This is a genomic window from Halomonas sp. B23F22_20 (assembly GCF_043496985.1).
In the GTDB taxonomy this organism is placed as follows: Bacteria; Pseudomonadota; Gammaproteobacteria; order Pseudomonadales; family Halomonadaceae; genus Halomonas.
The window spans coordinates 112,290-128,644 of the sequence record NZ_JBIEKH010000002.1 but is presented as its reverse complement, the minus strand read 5'-3'; the positions used below and the strand labels follow the sequence as shown (position 1 = coordinate 128,644).

Sequence of the window (16,355 nt, the reverse complement as noted above, 5' to 3'; positions counted from 1 at the left end):
CATCCTTTTGCTGTGCGAGCCTATTCGGCCGTCGATACCGATTCCGCGGCGTCCGCGAGCGCAATCCCTTCGCGGCGCAGTGCCTGCGCCAGTTCGGCGGCGCTCGGGTGGTCGAACACCAGGCCGGGGGCGATCTCGATATCCAGTTGCTTGCGCAAGCGCGCCACCAGCTTGATCACCAGCAACGAGTGCCCGCCGAGGTCGAAGAAGTTGTCGTCGATGCCCAGGGCGTCCCGACCCAGCAATTCGGCCATGGCCTCGCATATCGCGGCCTCGCGGGCATCGCGCGGTGCACCGTTTTCCTGGGAGGTGGGCTGATCGGCACCCAGCGAGGGCAGCCGGGTCACATCGACCTTGCCGTTGGCGAGACGCGGGAAGGCATCGACGATCACCAGGCGCGTCGGCCGCATGGGCTCCGGCAAGCGACCGGCGAGATGCTCGCGCAGGCGCTCCTGGCCGTCGGCCGAACGGGTCTCGGGATCGGCCATCAGGAAGGCGACGAGCTCGCGTTCGCCGTCGCCGCGCGGTAGCGAACGCACCACGGCCTGGCGCACGCCATCCGCCTCCAACAGCGCCGTTTCGATCTCTGCCGGCTCGATGCGGAAGCCACGCAGCGTGATCTGGTCGTCGGTGCGCCCCAGCAGGCGAATGCCGCCCTCCGGCAGCACGCAGGCCGCGTCGCCACTGCGATAGAGCCGTTGGCCGGGATGCCGGGGATCGTCACGAAACGCCGCGTCGGGGCCGCCGTTGAGGTAGCCGCGGGCGAGTTGGGCGCCGCCGATGTAGAGTTCCCCCACCGCCCCGATGGGGACCGGTCGCATGGCATCATCGAGGACGTGACAGCGGCAGTTCGCCAATGTCCGGGTCAGGGGCATGGGCGCCGTCTCGGCCATGGCGGCGCGGTGCACCATCACGCCCACCGTGGCTTCAGTGGGTCCGTAATGGTTGTAGAGCCGGGCCTCGGGCGCCAGCTCGGCGACGCGCGCCAGCAGTGCGGCGCTGGCGGCCTCGCCGCCCAGCACCAGGGTCGAGGGCAAGACGGGGACGTCGCCCTCGAGCAGGGCCGCCAGGTGCGATGGCACCATCTTGAGGGCGTCAATCTGGTGTGCGTCGAGAAAACGCGCGAAGTGCTCGCCGTCGGCCATGTCCTCGGCGTCGGCGACGACCAGCGTGGCACCGTGGAACAGCGCCCCGAACAGGGCCGTGTTGCCCAGATCGGTAGCGATCGAGCCGGTCAGCGCCCAGCGGCGACACTCGGCCAGCGACATGGCCTGGGAGGCGGCGGTCACGTAGTTGAGCAGTTGGCCGTGCTCGATGACCACGCCCTTGGGCGTGCCGGTGGACCCCGAGGTGTAGAGCACATAGGCCACGTCTTGCAGCGCCGGGGGCTGCCAAGCCGCCGACGCCTCGCCGGCGTCGAGCGACGCCAGGGTGACGTCATGCCCTCCCGCCGACGCCGCCGCGGCCGGTTCACCGGTCGGGGCCACCGTCAGCACCGGACGGGCATCCTCCACCACCCGGCGGCGACGGGCCTCGGGCCAGCCGGGGTCGAGCGGCAGATAGGCGGCGCCGACGCGCCAGATAGCCAGTAGCAGGACCACCAGATCGATGGAAGGCGGCAGGCATAGGCCCACGCGATCGTGAGGCGCCACGCCCTGCCGGCGCAGCCCCTCGGCCACGGCGGCGACGCGGCGTTCGAGCGCCGCATAACTCAGGGTGCGCCCACCCTCCGTCAGGGCGATGGCGTCCGGCGTCGTTTCGGCCCAGGCGGCGACGCGTTCGGCGACGCTACGCTCGCCGACATCGAGACTCAGCGACGAGCCGCCCGCCCGGTCGGCCTGTTCTTCGCGAGTGACGAGTTCGACCTCCGCGACGCTCCGGGAAGGCGACGCGAGCGCGGCGTCCAGCAGCGTGCGGTACTGCGCCAGCAGGCACTCCGCCGTGGCACGGCCGTAGCAGGACGGGTCGACATACAGCGCGGCGATGGCCTCGCGCTCGTCGCGCTCGACCTGCAGCGCCAGCTCGAAGGCATGCCTGGGCCCGGACCGCTCGCGCCGCCGCCAGGTCACGCCAGCACCGGCCCACTCATTGGTGCCCCGGGTGAAGGCGAATCCCACCGCCAGGTGCCGTTCATCGTGCGGCGCGTCGCACGGCCAGTATTCCTGGGCCTGGGTATGTGCATCGAATTGTTCGGCGAGACGCTGGATCCAGGCGGACAGCTCGTCGTCGGTCGACAGGTCGACCCACACCGGCAGCACCTTGTCGAAGACGCCCATCGCCCCGTCCATCACCGCATAGTCATGGCGACAGTCATGCTGCCAACCGCCCAGCGCGGGCCGGTCTCCGCCGATGCGGGTGAGCAGCGCCCACCACGTCGCCTGCAGCACCGCGGGCTCGGACACCTCCAGCGACTCGGCCAGACGTCCGACTCGCTCCCACGAGGCGGCATCGATCGGCATCTCGATGCGCTCGCGAACGCCCTGGCCATCCCCTGTCCCGGCGAGGCGCGTCGGCAGATGGAAAGCCGGCGCATCGCCGGCACGCTCGTACAGGGCGCGCCAGTGTGCGTGGCCCTCGGCGGCGTCGTCATCCTCGAGGAGCGAGGCCCGCCAGTCGAGGAACTGGGCATACTGCAGCGCCTGCGCCTCCACGGCCGCTTCTCCCGTGTCGTAGCGCTCGGCCCATGCCAAGAACAGCGACTGCAGGCCGTGGTTATCCGCGACCAGCGATGCCACGGCGAGCATCACGACCCAGCGATCGTCGCCGGTGCGCAGCAGTGCCGGGCGCAGCAATTCCCCCTGCTCAAGCGCCAGGGGACGTTGCCGCAGCGCGTCACGCTCCCCATCGAGCAGCGCCCGAATCCCCTGGTGCCCGCGCAGGTCAGCGTGACGCCAGGCGATCGTCGGCCACGACGCCAGCGCCTGATGGCGCAGCCCGCGATACCCGGGCACCACGCACAGCGCGGTGTGCAGCGCTTCGTGCTCGCGCCGGAGGTAGTCGAGCGCACGCTCCAGCCGGTGCGGATCGAGTTCGCCCTCGAGGTCGATTTCCAGCACCTCGATCTGCATCGACGCCGCGGCCAGCGGGTCCTGTCCACTATCCGCGGCCGCGGCCAGCACGGCGCGCTGTTCCGGGCCGAGCGGCCAGCTCTCGTGGTCCCGTGTGTCGGTCATGTCGTTCATCATCGCTCCCGAGGTTCGCGTATTCATTGGGCGACCGGCTCGGCGCCGGCCGTCGGGCCCGCGTCGACGGCCAGGTCCGAGCGCTGGTAGATATCCCCCATGGCCACGACGATCTTGCGTGGCCCCTGGTACGGATCCCGGGCGTGGGCGGCGAGCATGTTGTCCAGCATCACGACATCGCCCTGGCGCCAGTCGAAGCGCACGGCGCACGCCTCGTACGCCCCGCCGACCCGCTGCATCACCTCGTCGTCGATGACCGAGCCATCGCCGTAGTAGACGTTGCGCGGCAGGCGCTCCGCGCCGACCAGTTCGAGCAGGTCACGACGCACCTCGGCGTCGAGGCAACTGACGTGGTGCAACTGGACCTGATTGAAGAACACCCGCTCGCCGGTGAGCGGATGCGTCACCACCGCCGGGCAACGGGTCCGCGTCTGCAGCTCGTCATCGCCGAACCAGTGCCAGTCGATGCCCGCCCGCTCGAGCCGTGCCTCGACCTCCCGGCGACTGTCGGTGCGGAAGAAATCGCGCCAGCTGACGTCCAGGTTGCGAGTGAAGGTGCGCACGTAGAGCAACCCCTTGCGCTCGAAGGCCTCGACGATGTCGGCGGGCAGGCGCTGGAGCATCTCGCGGCAATCCACGATCGGCGTCGCCCCGCCCACCGGCGACGGCCGCTCGCAGAAGAACAGCTGCTTGCGCGGCCAGCATTCGAGGTGCGAACTCTCGTTGTGATAGAGGATCATCTGCCGCTCGGGGTACGGCGTGGAGCGATAGATGTTGCGGCCGCCCTCCTTCTTCGGCAGGTCGCCGTAATTGCCGTAGAGCCCGGGATGGATCGCCTCGGCGAAGGCCTCGAAGGCCTGGGGCGTGTCGATGTCGAAGTGGCGGAACAGGATGCCGCCATGCCGGCGCAGGGTCCGCTCGATGTCGTCGCGCTGGCTCGCGGCCCAGGCCAGGGCATCCAGGCCGTCGTCGGTGGGCTCGATCACGATCGGGAAGCGGCGTCCCTCCTCGAGGAACCGGGTGCGCACCGGTGCGGTGCTGCGAGCCAGCTTCGCCTGGCGGGTCCGGGCGGTGAGCTTGCCCAACTTGTCCAGCTTGGTGGTCTTCTTCTCCGGCATGCTATCTTCCTTCAGCGTCGGCACCTGGAACGCCGCCATGGGCTGATCCGGCGCTTCGACGATCTGTTGCAGTAGTGCCTGCCAGGCCTGCGACAGGCGCTCCATGGTGTCCCGGCGATACAAGGCGGTGGCATAGACCCACTCCGCGCTCATCCCGGCGTCGCCTTCGTCGACGAACACCGCCAGATCGAATTTCGATTCCTTGCGGGACTGCGGCACCAGCGACACCTCGAGCCCGGGAATCGAGAACCGCTCGGTGGGCGTGTTCTGCAGGACGAACAGCGTCTGGATCAGCGGGTTTCGGTTGCGCTCCCGGGGGGTGCCCAGCGACTCGACGATCTGGTCGAACGGCACGTCCTGGTGCTCGAAGGCGTCGAGCACGTCGCCCTGGAGCCGCTCGAGCCAACCATCGAAGGCACTGCGGTCGTCCGCCAGACGCGACCGCAGGGGAATCACGTTGACGAAGAAGCCGATCAACGCCTCCAGGTCCGGATGCGGGCGGCCGGCGACGTCGGTTCCCACGACCAGGTCGCGCTGGCCGGTGCAGCGATGCATCAGCATCAGGAAACTCGCCAGCAACAGCGTGAAGAGGGTCACGCCGCGCGCCCGGGCCAGCCGATTCAGCGCCCGGGTGAGCTCGGGCGACAGGGACAGGGACAACGAGTCGCCGGCATGGGACATCACCCGCGGCCTGCCGGTGTCGGTCGGCAGCGTGGAGAGCCTCGGCGCATCGTCCAGATAGCGACGCCAGAAATCGGCATGGCGAGCGAAGGCTTCCCCGGCCAGACGCCGTGCATGCCAGTCCGCATAGTCGGCGTACTGCAGCGGCAGGGGCGGCAAGGCGATGGGTCGTCCGGCCTGAAGCGCCCGATAGATGGCGACGAACTCACGCACGAAAACGGCGACCGACCAGCCATCGAAGGCGATATGGTGAATCGCCAGGAACAGCACATGCCGCTGGGGCGACAGCCGAGCGAGGCGGGCACGCAACAGCGGCCCCGCCGACAGGTCGAAGGGGGCGCCGGCGTGTTCCGCCAGGAGCTCCTGAATCCGGGTTTCGCGCTGGGCATCCGTGAGGCCCTGGACGTCGACCCGCGGCAGTTCGATGGCCTGACGCGGCGCTATGATCGCCACCGGGTCTCCCCGATCGTCCTCCGCGTAGACCGTGCGCAGCACCTCGTGGCGTTCGACGAGGGTATTGAGTGTCTTCTCGAGCAGCGCCGGTTCCAGTCGACCCTCGAGACGCAGCGCCGCCGCCATGTTGTAGGCGGACTGACCACCGTCCGTCGACAGCGTCGCCAGCCGGTCCACCAGCCATAACCGCTTCTGCAACGGCGACAGCGGCATGGTCTCCCGGCGGGGTACCGGGTGTGGCGCACTCCCCGGTGACGCCTGGTCCGCGGTCGGGGCGGCATCGATCCGGGCCGCCAGGTCGCCCAGCGTGGGGTGTGCGAACAACAGGCGAATCGGCAGGTACAAGCCGGTCGCCGCGCGCAGGCGCGTCGCCACCTGCACCGCCAGCAGCGAATGCCCGCCCAGTTCGAAGAAGTGGTCGTGGCGGCCGGGCGACTCCACGCCCAGCACCTCCGACCAGGCCTGGGCCAAGGCGATCTCGGTATCGCCCCGCGGCGCCTCATGAGGGCGTTCGCTGGCCGGCTCGGGGGCGGGCAAGGCACGGCGGTCCAGTTTGCCGTTGGCATTCAGCGGCAGGACGTCGAGCGCCACGATGGCGGCGGGAATCATGTAGTCGGGCAACGTCGCGCCCAGTCGCTCGCGCAGGGTGGCGGCATCGGGCGTCCCGGCGTCCGTCCCTGACACATACGCCACCAGTCCCACGCCGCGCTCGCCCTCCTGGGGGATCACCACCGCTTCCCGGACCTCCGACTGCGCCAGCAGTTGGGCTTCGATCTCGCCCAGCTCGACGCGAAAGCCCCGCACCTTGACCTGGTGATCGAGGCGGCCCTGGTACTCGAGCCGTCCGTCCGAGCGCCAGCGTGCCCGATCGCCGGTGCGATACAGCCGCCCGCCGCGGGCATCGAAGGGGTCGGCGATGAAGCGCTCCGCCGTCTGGCCCGGGCGATCGAGGTAGCCCCGCGCCAGCGCCTCGCCCCCGACGTACAGTTCGCCGCTGACTCCGGGAGGAACGGGCGCCAGGTCCGCGTCGAGCACGAGCAGCCTGGTGCCGCCGATCGGCCGGCCGATCGGCGGCAGTTCGGCATCGTCATCGGTGACCTCATGATGACTGACGACATGGGTCTCCGTGGGTCCGTACTGGTTGATCAGCCGACACTGCGGCTCCCGCCGCCTCCACTCGACCAGCGTCGGCGTCAGCTTCAGTTGCTCCCCCGCCGTGATCAGCTGGATCAGCCGGGGCAGCCGGGTCGCCGTCGTCGTGGCGGTCTCGGCGAAGCCTTGCAGCACGGCATAGGGCAGGTACAGCCGCTGTACCGACTGCTCCGCCACCCGCGCGACCAGCCGCGAGACGTCGTAGCGGTCCTCGCCGGCCGTCTGGACCAGGCTCCCGCCGGCGGCGAGGGTGGACATGACCTCCTGGAAGCCGACATCGAAGCACGGTGAGGCGAACATCAGGGTGCGGTAGGCGCCCGGCAAATGGTCCTGCTGCCACGCCATCAGCTCGGCGACCGCCCGATGACGCATGGCGATCCCCTTGGGCCTACCGGTGGATCCCGAGGTATAGAGCACGTAGGCCAAGTGGTCACCGTGTACCGCCGGCGTCGGATCGTGATCGGCGCCCTGAGCCGCCGTCAGGCGCTCCAGTTCGATCACGGCCAGGGTCTCGTCGACGGCCAGGGACGCCGCCAGGGAACGCTGCGTCAGCAGCAGCTCGATGCCGCTGTCCGCCACCATGTGGGCCAACCGCCCGCGGGGGTGATCCGGGTCCAGCGGCACATAGACGCCGCCGGCCTTGAGAATGCCCAGCAACCCCACCACCGACTCGATGGAGCGCTCCACGGCGATGCCGACCGGGGTCTCGGGGGTCACCCCCAGGCCGATCAGGTGATGCGCCAGGTGGTTGGCGCGACGATTCAGTTCGGCATAACTGAGTCGCTGCGTCCCGAAGATCAGCGCCTCGGCCTCGGGGTGCTCGGCGACCCGCCGCTCCACCTGGCGGTGAACCGGCTCGGCGTCGGCCACCCCGCCGGGACCGAGGCCCCACCGCTCGAGCCACGCGCGTTCGTCGGCGCCGAGCAGCGCCACGTCTCCCAGCGCCTGCGCGGGCGACGTGGCCAGGGCCTGCAACAGGACCCGGAAGTGTTCCGCCAGGCGCGCGATGGTATCGGGCTCGAACAGCTCCGCCGCATAGATCATGGCGAGCTTCAATTGACCGTCGGACCGTTCCCGCGCCTCCAGCGTCAACTCGAACTGGGCCTGCCGCTGGTACAGGTCGGCGTCGCTGACGGTAAGGCCGGGCAGCGCGTTCAATGCCCGGACATCCTCCTGGCGGTAGTTGAACATCACCTGGAACAGCGGGTTGTGGGCCAGGCTGCGCGCCGGCTGCAGGGCCTCCACCAGTTGCTCGAAAGGCAGGTCCTGATGCGCCAGGGCGCCGACGGTCGCCGCCTGACACTGCGTCAGCAACTCGTCGAGGGACAGGCGACCATGCAGGCTGCCACGCAGCACCAGGGTATTGACGAAGAAGCCGATCACCCTCTGGGTCTCGAGCCGCGGCCGGTTGGCGACCGGCACCCCCACGCGGATGTCGCGCTGACCGCTGTGGCGCTGCAGTAACGCCTGGAAACCGGCGAGCAGCACCGTGAATAGGCTCGTGCCGCGGCGAGCGGCCAGCGCCCGCAGGGCCTCGAGCAACTCCGGCGGCAGCTCGAATGCCTGGTGGCCGGCCTGATGAGCGGACGAGGTCCGGCGCGGATGGTCGGTCGGCAGTTCCAGAACGGGGTGGTCGCTGCCGAGCCGGTCGCGCCAGTAGGCCAACTGGCGCCCCCCCTCGCCGGCCTCCAGCCAGTCGCGCTGCCACACCGCATAGTCGGCGTACTGGACGGCCAGGTTCGGCAGACAGGGGGCCTCACCCCGTGTGTGGGCGAGATAGCAGGTTGCCAGTTCATCGATCAGCACCTGCATCGAAGCGCCATCGGCGATGATGTGATGCGCGACGACCACCAGAACGTGCGCCTCGTCGCCGACCTTCAGCAAGGCACCACGCACTAGCGGCCCCTGCGCCAGATCGAAGGGCCGGTCGCTGACATCGCGAATGTGCCGTTGCACCTCGCTGTCCGGGGTCCCACGCAGATCGACCCTCGCCAGCGCGAACGGCTCGGGCGCCATGATCCGCTGCATGGGCACACCGTCGTCGCCGGGACGGAAACGGGTACGTAATGCCTCATGACGGGCGACGAGGCTGTCGAAGGCGCCTTGCAGCGCCTCGCCGTCCAGGCGACCGCTGAGGCGCAGGATGCCGCTGATGTGGTACGCCGTGCCCTGCGGTTCCAGCTGCCAGAGGAACCACTGGCGCTGCTGGGCATACGACAACGGCAGCGGCGCGGCGCGCTGGTCGTCGGGCAGGGCCGCCAGCGCCGGGCGCGCGGCACCGCCCCGCTCCCGCAGGCGTTGGACCTCGGCGGCCAACCGGTGCAGGACCGGATGCTCGAACACCGCACGGAGCGGAACATCGGTCTGCCAGCGCTCGCTGAGGCGCGATGCCAGGCGCACCGCCGCCAGGGAGTTGCCGCCGCTGGCGAAGAAATGGGCGTCGCGCGCCGGCGGCTGGGGCGCGGCGTCCTCGAGCACCGCTTGCCAGAGCTCGGCCACGGCCTTCTCGACGACATCGCGTGGCGCCTCCGAGGCAACCGCCGCTGACGGCGCCCCCTGCACGAACCGGCCCTGCTCGTGGAGGGCATAGGCATCCAGCGTGCCGGCCTGCCACCCCTGGCGACAGGCGCCGCGCTGCAACTTGCCACTGGAGGTCTTGGGCAGGCCACCGGGGTTGAGCAACACGGTCACGGCGACCGGCTCGTGACAGAGGCCGCTCACCGCTTCTCCCAAGGCCGCGACCAGGGCCTCGGCCGGGACCAGCTTCTGCATGCCCCGCGACACCTCGGCCGCCACCCCGATGCCCTCGTCGCCATCCCGCTTGGTCACGGCGAATGCGGCGACCCGACCCTTGCGTACCGCCTCCACCTCGGCCTCGATGGCGGCCTCGATGTCCTGCGGATACAGGTTGTGGCCGCGCAGGATGATCACATCCTTGATGCGACCGGCGATGTACAGTTGCCCGTCGTGCAGGAAGCCCAGGTCGCCGGTACGCAGCCAGCGCCGCCCGTCGCGCTCGACGAAGGTGGCGGCGCTTTCCTCGTCACGCTGCCAATAGCCCCTGGCGACACTCGGACCGCTCACCCAGATGTCACCGACACGCCCCCCGGGCAGCACGGCCTGGGTCTGCGGATCGACGATCTCGATACGGTGGCCGAATGCCGCCTGGCCGCACCCCACCAGCACCTTGCCGTCGCCCGCCGGACGGGCCTCCCCTTTCGCCAGCGACGAGGCCTCGAATCCCCGGGCAACGACACCGCTGTCGCGCAGATTGCAGCTGACCAGCAGCGTGGCCTCGGCCAGCCCGTAACAGGGCGAGGCGGCCTCGGCGGCAAAGCCCGCCGGCGCGAAGCGCTCGAGGAATGCGCTCAGGGTATCGTGGCGCACCGGTTCGGCCCCGGAGAACGCCACACGCCAACTCGACAAGTCCAGTTCGGCCAGTTGGCCATCCCTCACACGCTCGAGACACAGGCGATAGGCAAAGTCCGGCCCACCGCTGACGGTACCGCGATGGCGGGAAATCGCTTCCAGCCAGCGGAACGGGCGCTGCAGGAAGAACGCGGGACTCATCAGCACCACGGGAATGCCGCGATGGATCGGCTGCAGCAGCCCGCCGATCAGCCCCATATCGTGATAGAGCGGCAACCAGCTGACGAAGACATCGTCGTCTTCGATGGAGAAACCCGCCTCGATGGCACGCTCGTTGGCCATCAGGTTGGCGTGACTGACCATCACGCCCTTGGGAGTGGCGGTCGATCCTGAGGTGTACTGCAAGAAGGCGATGTCATGCTCGCCGGGCCAATACGGCGTCCAGTGCTCGGCCGAGGTCTCGTCCACGGCATCCACCGCCATCAGGGCCGTGTCACCGAAGGCCTCCCCGTCGGCGATGACACCGAGAATCGCCGACGAGGTCAGGACACAGGCCGCCTGCGAATCGGCGGCGATGGCCCGCAGGCGGGCCAGATGCTGTGGCTTGGCCGATTCGGGCGGAAACACCGGCACGGCGATCAGGCCCGCGTACAGGCAAGCAAAGAACGCCACCACATAGTGCTCGTCGTTGTCGAGCAGCAGCAGGGCGCGCTCGCCGGTCGAGAAGCGCCCCTGCAATTCGCTCGCCAGGGCACGGACGCGGCGGTCCAGGGTCGCGTAGTCGAATAGGCGCTCATCGTAGGCGCCCACCACGATCAGCGCCCTGTCGTGCGGACGCTCGCTGGCGAGCCGGCACAGGTGATCGACCAGCGTGGAGGAGGGCTCGCTGCGTGACATCGGGTGTCTTGCGTTCATTGACATACCTGCAGGCAATTGGATGGACCTCGGAACGAGGCGCCCCTGGCCGTTCGCCAGATCGGCGTCGCAGGGAATCGGGACGCCGGCATGCTCGGTTCAGCTGACGGCCGGCGAGGCCCGGGGCTGCTCCACGCCCGGGCAAGCCAGCAACCGGGCGATGGTCGCCAGCACCCGGCTCTGCTGCTGACGGATGAAGAAATGGCCGCCCTCGAACCAGTCCAGCGAGAAGGCCCCGCCGGCCTCGTGCTCCCACGCCGCCACCTGCTCGGTGGTGATGGCGTCGTCACGCCCGGTGAAGGCATGTACGGGCATATTCAGGGGCGCCGCCCGCCGATAGCGGAAGCTCGCGCACAGCCGATAGTCGGCGCCCAGGGTGTCGAGGGTGAGGCGCAACAGTTCGGGCGTATCGAAGACGGCCTCCGGCGTACCGCCCTGCTGGCGCAGATCCGCGATCAGTGCCGCATCGTCACGGGTCTCGATGAAGCGTTGCGGGTCACGCCTGGCCGGCGCCGGGCTGCCCGAAGCGAACAAGGCACAAGGCATGGCCTGGCCGCGGTCGCGCAGGCGACGCGTCACGCCGTGGGCCAGCAGCGCTCCCATGCTGTGTCCGAACAGGGCAAAGCGACCGTCCCGGCGAGCGCTCAACTCGTCGCACAGCTGGTCGACGAGCCGCTCGTAATCCTCGACGAAGGGTTCGGCGAGGCGCATGCCGCGTCCCGGCAGTTCCAGCGGCACCACATGAACCCACGCCGGCAGCGACTGACGCCAGCGCAGGTACATGGTGGCGCTGGCCCCGGCACAGGGCAGACACAACAAAGCAAGGGGAGAGGACGACACCGGCTTCACTCCGTCTCGGCCGCAGCCTGCTCCGCCATCCATTCGCGTAGCGAGCGGGGGCGCATGTCGGTCCACATCGATTCGACGTAGTCCAGGCAGGTGCGCTTGTCGCCGATCTCTCCGCTGTCCGTCCACCCACCGGGGATCGCCTTCCACTCCGGCCAGATGGAGTACTGCTCCTCATGGTTGACCAGGACACGGAACACGCCATCTTCGCGATCGAAACAGCTCGTCATGTGAGGGACCTCGCTCTCGCTGGATACGAATGTGATTGCTTCTCATTCGGAATGACGAGCGACGCGCCGCAGAATTTAGTGGCCTAGGCGAATCCGGCAAACCGAGGTGCCATGATTGATAATCATTCCTTACTGTTTTAAGGTGCGGACCTTTGTCTGCGTGGCGCCGGGGCAGCGACGAGCCCAGCCTGGCCGCCAGGCATCATGGGAGATCGCAGTGCCACGCTTCATGTTGCCGCCCACCCGCCGATGCTGGCTATCGGCCCTCTGTCTCGCCTGGCTCTCATTGCTACCGATCCAGCCCGCCGCGGCCGGGGGCTCGGCGCCGGTCGCGACCTTCGACTGGGCGACCGCCGAAACGCTGCTCGCCCTCGAGGCCAGCCCCGTCGCCATGGGCAGCCTCCAGGCCTTTCATACCTGGACCGGCAATCGCTATGCACAAGCGGATATCATCGACGTCGGCGTCCAGTCGCTGCCCAACGTCGAACTGCTCAGCCACATCGAACCACGCTGGATCCTGCTCCCCCCCCGCCAGGCCCACCTCGGCGTCAAGATGGAGGGCATCGCGCCCACGACAGTGCTGCGCCCCTACCCCTATGCGGGCGAGCAGGACCTGCTGGCGACGCTCGATGCCTTCACCCTCGAGACCGGCAAGCTGGTCGGCCGCGAGCGCGAGGCCCGGCGCCTGATCGCGGAGACAGACGCCCACTTCACGGCGTTGAAGGAGACGCTCGATCCGCAGCCCCCGCTGCTCGTCGTACAGCTTCAGGACGAACGCCATGCGCGGGTGTACGGCGAGCACAGCCTGTTCGCGGCAGTACTGGAGCGGCTCGGCCTGCAAAGCGCCTGGCAGGGGGCAACCAACGCCTGGGGCTATTCGCTGGTGGGCGTGGACGAGCTGTTCGCCATCGATAACGTGCGCCTGGTGGTCATCCAGGGGGCCTATCCCTCGGGCTTCGAGACCCGCCTGGCCCGCAGCGGCATGTGGCAATACCTGCCCAGCGTCCGCCGCGGCGATGAGCTCGTGCTACCGGCGGGCTTCTGGATCGCCGGCACGTTACCTTCCGCTCGACGCTTCGCCGATGCCCTGGTCCAGGCGCTGGAGAACCCCGATGCTTAGCCGTGTATGGCCGGCGCCATCGCCGAGCCGGGCCTGCCTGCTCCTGGGGCTGCCGCTGCTGATGCTGGTGTGGCTGGGCATCGAGCGCCATGCCGGACTGGCGTTCAGCTTGCAGGCGCTGTTCTCGCCCTCCCTCGACGACATCGACCAGTTGCTGCTGCACCAGACCTGGTGGCCGCGCCTGGCCATGGCCCTGCTCGCCGGTGGCGGCCTAGCACTGGCCGGGGTACTGCTGCAGCAGGTGCTGCGCAATCCGCTGGCCTCCCCGACCACGCTGGGCGTCGCCGCCGGCGCCAACCTGGCGCTGATGGCGGCCACCCTGCTCGCACCGGGGCTGCTGGTGCTGGGCCGCGAGTGGGTCGCGCTCGGCGGCGGCGCCCTCGCCGTGGGGCTGGTGTTCCTGCTCTCCTGGCCACGCGGACTGGCCCCGGTGGTGGTGGTGCTGTCGGGCCTGGTGGTCAACTTCTACCTGGGCGCACTGGCTACCGCTCTGCTGCTGTTCAACCATGAATCGCTGGTACGGTTGCTGATCTGGGGCGCCGGCTCGCTGGTTCAGAACGGCTGGGACGACGTCGCCTTCCTGTGGCCACGACTGCTGGTGGGCGCCGCGCTCGCTTGGCTGTTGCTGCGCCCGCTGGCGATCCTCGAGCTGGACGACGCCAGCGCCCGCAGCCTGGGCGTATCGCTCAAGTACCTGCGCCTGGGCGGCCTGGGTCTGGCGGTAGTGCTGACCGGCAGCATCGTCAGCGTGGTGGGAGTGATCGGCTTCATCGGCCTGGCGGCCCCCAACATCGTGCGCCTGGCCGGGGGGCGCTCCCTCGCCCAGCGGCTGGTCTGGGGCACCCTGCTGGGCGCGCTGCTACTGGCGCTGACCGACCTGGTGATCCAGCTACTGGGCGGCGAGCTGGTGGCCACGATGCTGCCCACCGGCGCCATCACCGGGCTGCTGGGCGCCCCCCTGCTCCTGTGGTTGATCCCACGCCTGCGCCTGGAGCGCGCGCCACCCCAGCGGAGCACGGCAAGTCTGGAGCATCGCCATCCGGCGCCGCGGCGACTGGCGATCATCCTGACCATCGTCCTGCTGCTGGCCGCGGTCCTGGCGATTGTGCTGGGGCAAGGGCCCCAGGGCTGGTACTGGCTGACCATGGAGAACGGGGCGGTGGTCGAGTGGCGGTGGCCACGGATGGTGGCCGCCGCCGGCAGCGGGGTGATGCTGGCAATCGCCGGTACCGTGCTGCAGCGGCTGTCCGCCAATCCCATGGCGAGTCCCGAGGTGCTGGGCATCAGCGGCGGGAGTGCCATCGCGCTGATCCTGGCCATCTACCTGCTGCCGGGCCCCAGCCAGCTGACGCTGGTGGGCATCGGCACCCTCGGCGCCGTGATCACGCTGGGACTGCTGATCGCACTGAACCGCCGCAGCGGTTTCGCACCGGCGCATCTGCTGCTCAGCGGGGTGGCCATCGGCGCCCTGTTCGATGCGCTACGCAGCGTGATGCTGGTCAACGGTGACCCCCGCACCCAGCAGGTCATCGCCTGGGTGGCCGGGTCGACCTACCAGACCACCGCCACCAGTGCGACGATCATCGCCGTCCTGACGGTCGCCCTGACACTGGCGGTACGCCCCTTCACGCGCTGGCTGGACATCCTGCCGCTGGGCAGCGCCACCGCCGGCGCACTGGGCATCCACTTGAGCCGCGCGCGACTGGTGCTGCTGCTGCTGACGGCCCTGCTGACCGCCTGCGCCACGCTGGTGGTCGGGCCGCTGTCCTTCATCGGCCTGCTGGCACCGCACATGGCGCGACTGGCGGGCTTTGCCCGCGCGAGCATGCACCTGCTGGGAGCAGGCCTGATCGGGGCGCTGCTGATGGTAGTGGCCGACTGGCTGGGCCGACAGTTGCTGTTCCCGAGCGAGATCCCCGCGGGCGTGATCGCCTCGCTGCTGGGCGGGGCCTACTTCATGTGGGGACTGCGGCGGCTGTGAAGTAGGCCGCCTTCAGTGGTGGGAAAGGGCCAGGGCGGCGGCATAGCCCGCCGGGGCCGCGAGCGCCCAGGCCTCCAGCCTCGGCCAATCGGCCCGGGCGTGCTGCAAGCGATAACGCGCCTCTCCCACGCCTCCTCCCGGCAACACCGATAGCGCCTGCAGGTGATCGCCGATGCCCAGCCCCAGCGCCTTGAGCACCGCCTCCTTCGCCACCCAGCGCTCGTGAAAGCCGAGTCGCGCCGTCATATCGGGCCGCCGTTCGCGCGGCGACAGCACCAGCGCCGCCAGCGCCTGCTCGTCGGTGGACGCCAGGCGACGCTCGATGTCGATCCCCACCTCCCCCTGCGTCGAGAGCGCAATCAGCGCGAAATCCCCGGCATGCGACACGTTGAACGCGAGCCCCGCGGGGTCGGGGAGACGGGGCTTGCCATGGCGGTTGATGACCAGGCGCAGACCGCGCGGCTCGGCGTCGAGCCGCACCGCCAGACGACGCCTAAGCGCTGCCCGGGTGGCCACGGCACGCAGGCGATCCTCGTGCCGTCGCAATCGCCCCACCCGTGCACGCTCGCCATCGCTGAGCAGCGCCCAGTCCGCCGCCGCCAGCGGCGCCGTCGGGTCCAGCGCCAGCCGCCACACCTCGACTTGCGCCGGCACGCTGCCGGGCAGTCGCTGGAGCCGCTCGGCACCGCCCTCATGTTCGCCCCAGTGCATCATGACGCGCCTCGGCTATTGTCGATCCAGCGCAATGCGGCAATGATCGAGGGCCTCGCGGATCATGAAGTTGACCAGCGTCGTCGAAACACCAAGCTGCTGAGCGATCTGCCGCTGGGTATAGCCCCCCGAGCGATAGAGCTCGAAGGCACAGCGCGTTCGCCGGGGAAGCGCATCCAGGGCCTCCGCCATCAGACCCAGTTCCTGGCGACTGATCTCGAGCGCCTCCGGCGTCCCCGTGGATGCCGGCACCCCCGCGCCCTCTTCCTCGATAGCGAACAACCCGGCCTCGAAAGCCTGCCGGCGATAGCGGTCGAGGGCTAGATTGCGCACGACCTGGAACACATAGGCCGTGGGCCGTTTGACGTCGAACGCCTTGCCGGCCTCAGCGATCTTCAGATAGGTGTCATGGACGACGTCGTCCGCCCGCTCCCGGTTGCCTAATATCTTCATCGCGGCCTGGCACAGCTGCGCCCGGTGGGTGACGACGATGCTTTCCAACTGGGAAATTCCTTCATGCACTTGCAGGGCTGGCACTGTCAGAGCCTCCTGGCAGCCCCCCGTTCGGCCAGGGGGAAACAAATTGAAGCGTAATGA

Annotated in this window: 8 protein-coding genes; 2 read left to right on the top strand and 6 right to left on the bottom strand. The window is 69.4% G+C overall.

The window, feature by feature from the left end; genetic code table 11:
• Positions 1–20 precede the first annotated feature (20 nt).
• The 4 genes from ACGTN6_RS01830 to ACGTN6_RS01815 all read right to left on the bottom strand — a co-directional run bounded on the left by ACGTN6_RS01830 (position 21) and on the right by ACGTN6_RS01815 (position 11,946).
• A complete protein-coding gene (locus tag ACGTN6_RS01830) occupies positions 21–3,173 on the bottom strand; it encodes a non-ribosomal peptide synthetase (RefSeq protein ID WP_394589519.1) in 3,153 nt (1,050 codons plus the stop codon).
• A 32-nt stretch (positions 3,174–3,205) separates the two neighbouring features.
• A complete protein-coding gene (locus ACGTN6_RS01825) occupies positions 3,206–10,852 on the bottom strand; it encodes an amino acid adenylation domain-containing protein (protein WP_394589518.1) in 7,647 nt (2,548 codons plus the stop codon).
• Between the two features lie 117 nt (positions 10,853–10,969).
• Complete coding sequence (locus ACGTN6_RS01820) at positions 10,970–11,710, bottom strand: thioesterase II family protein (RefSeq protein WP_394589517.1); 741 nt, start codon at positions 11,708–11,710, stop codon at positions 10,970–10,972.
• A gap of 5 nt (positions 11,711–11,715) precedes the next feature.
• Entirely contained in the window at positions 11,716–11,946 is a 231-nt protein-coding gene (locus ACGTN6_RS01815; RefSeq protein ID WP_394589516.1) for an MbtH family protein, read from the bottom strand.
• A 217-nt stretch (positions 11,947–12,163) separates the two neighbouring features.
• On the opposite strand from ACGTN6_RS01815, the gene ACGTN6_RS01810 reads away from it, so the two are divergent.
• Complete coding sequence (locus tag ACGTN6_RS01810; RefSeq protein ID WP_394589515.1) at positions 12,164–13,066, top strand: ABC transporter substrate-binding protein; 903 nt, start codon at positions 12,164–12,166, stop codon at positions 13,064–13,066.
• Positions 13,059–15,047: a Fe(3+)-hydroxamate ABC transporter permease FhuB gene (gene fhuB / locus ACGTN6_RS01805; RefSeq protein ID WP_394589514.1), complete on the top strand. Its 1,989-nt coding sequence runs from the start codon at positions 13,059–13,061 to the stop codon at positions 15,045–15,047. Before ACGTN6_RS01810 ends, fhuB begins: the two co-directional genes overlap by 8 nt.
• Before the next feature lie 12 nt (positions 15,048–15,059).
• Here the strand turns inward: fhuB and ACGTN6_RS01800 are convergent, their stop codons facing one another.
• On the bottom strand, positions 15,060–15,761 hold the full coding sequence (locus tag ACGTN6_RS01800) for a 4'-phosphopantetheinyl transferase family protein (protein WP_394589513.1): 702 nt from the start codon (positions 15,759–15,761) through the stop codon (positions 15,060–15,062).
• Positions 15,762–15,773: 12 nt separating this feature from the next.
• The gene (locus ACGTN6_RS01795) at positions 15,774–16,259 is read right to left on the bottom strand and encodes an RNA polymerase factor sigma-70 (RefSeq protein WP_394589512.1); all 486 of its coding nucleotides are present in this window, start codon (positions 16,257–16,259) and stop codon (positions 15,774–15,776) included.
• Positions 16,260–16,355: the final 96 nt, after the last annotated feature.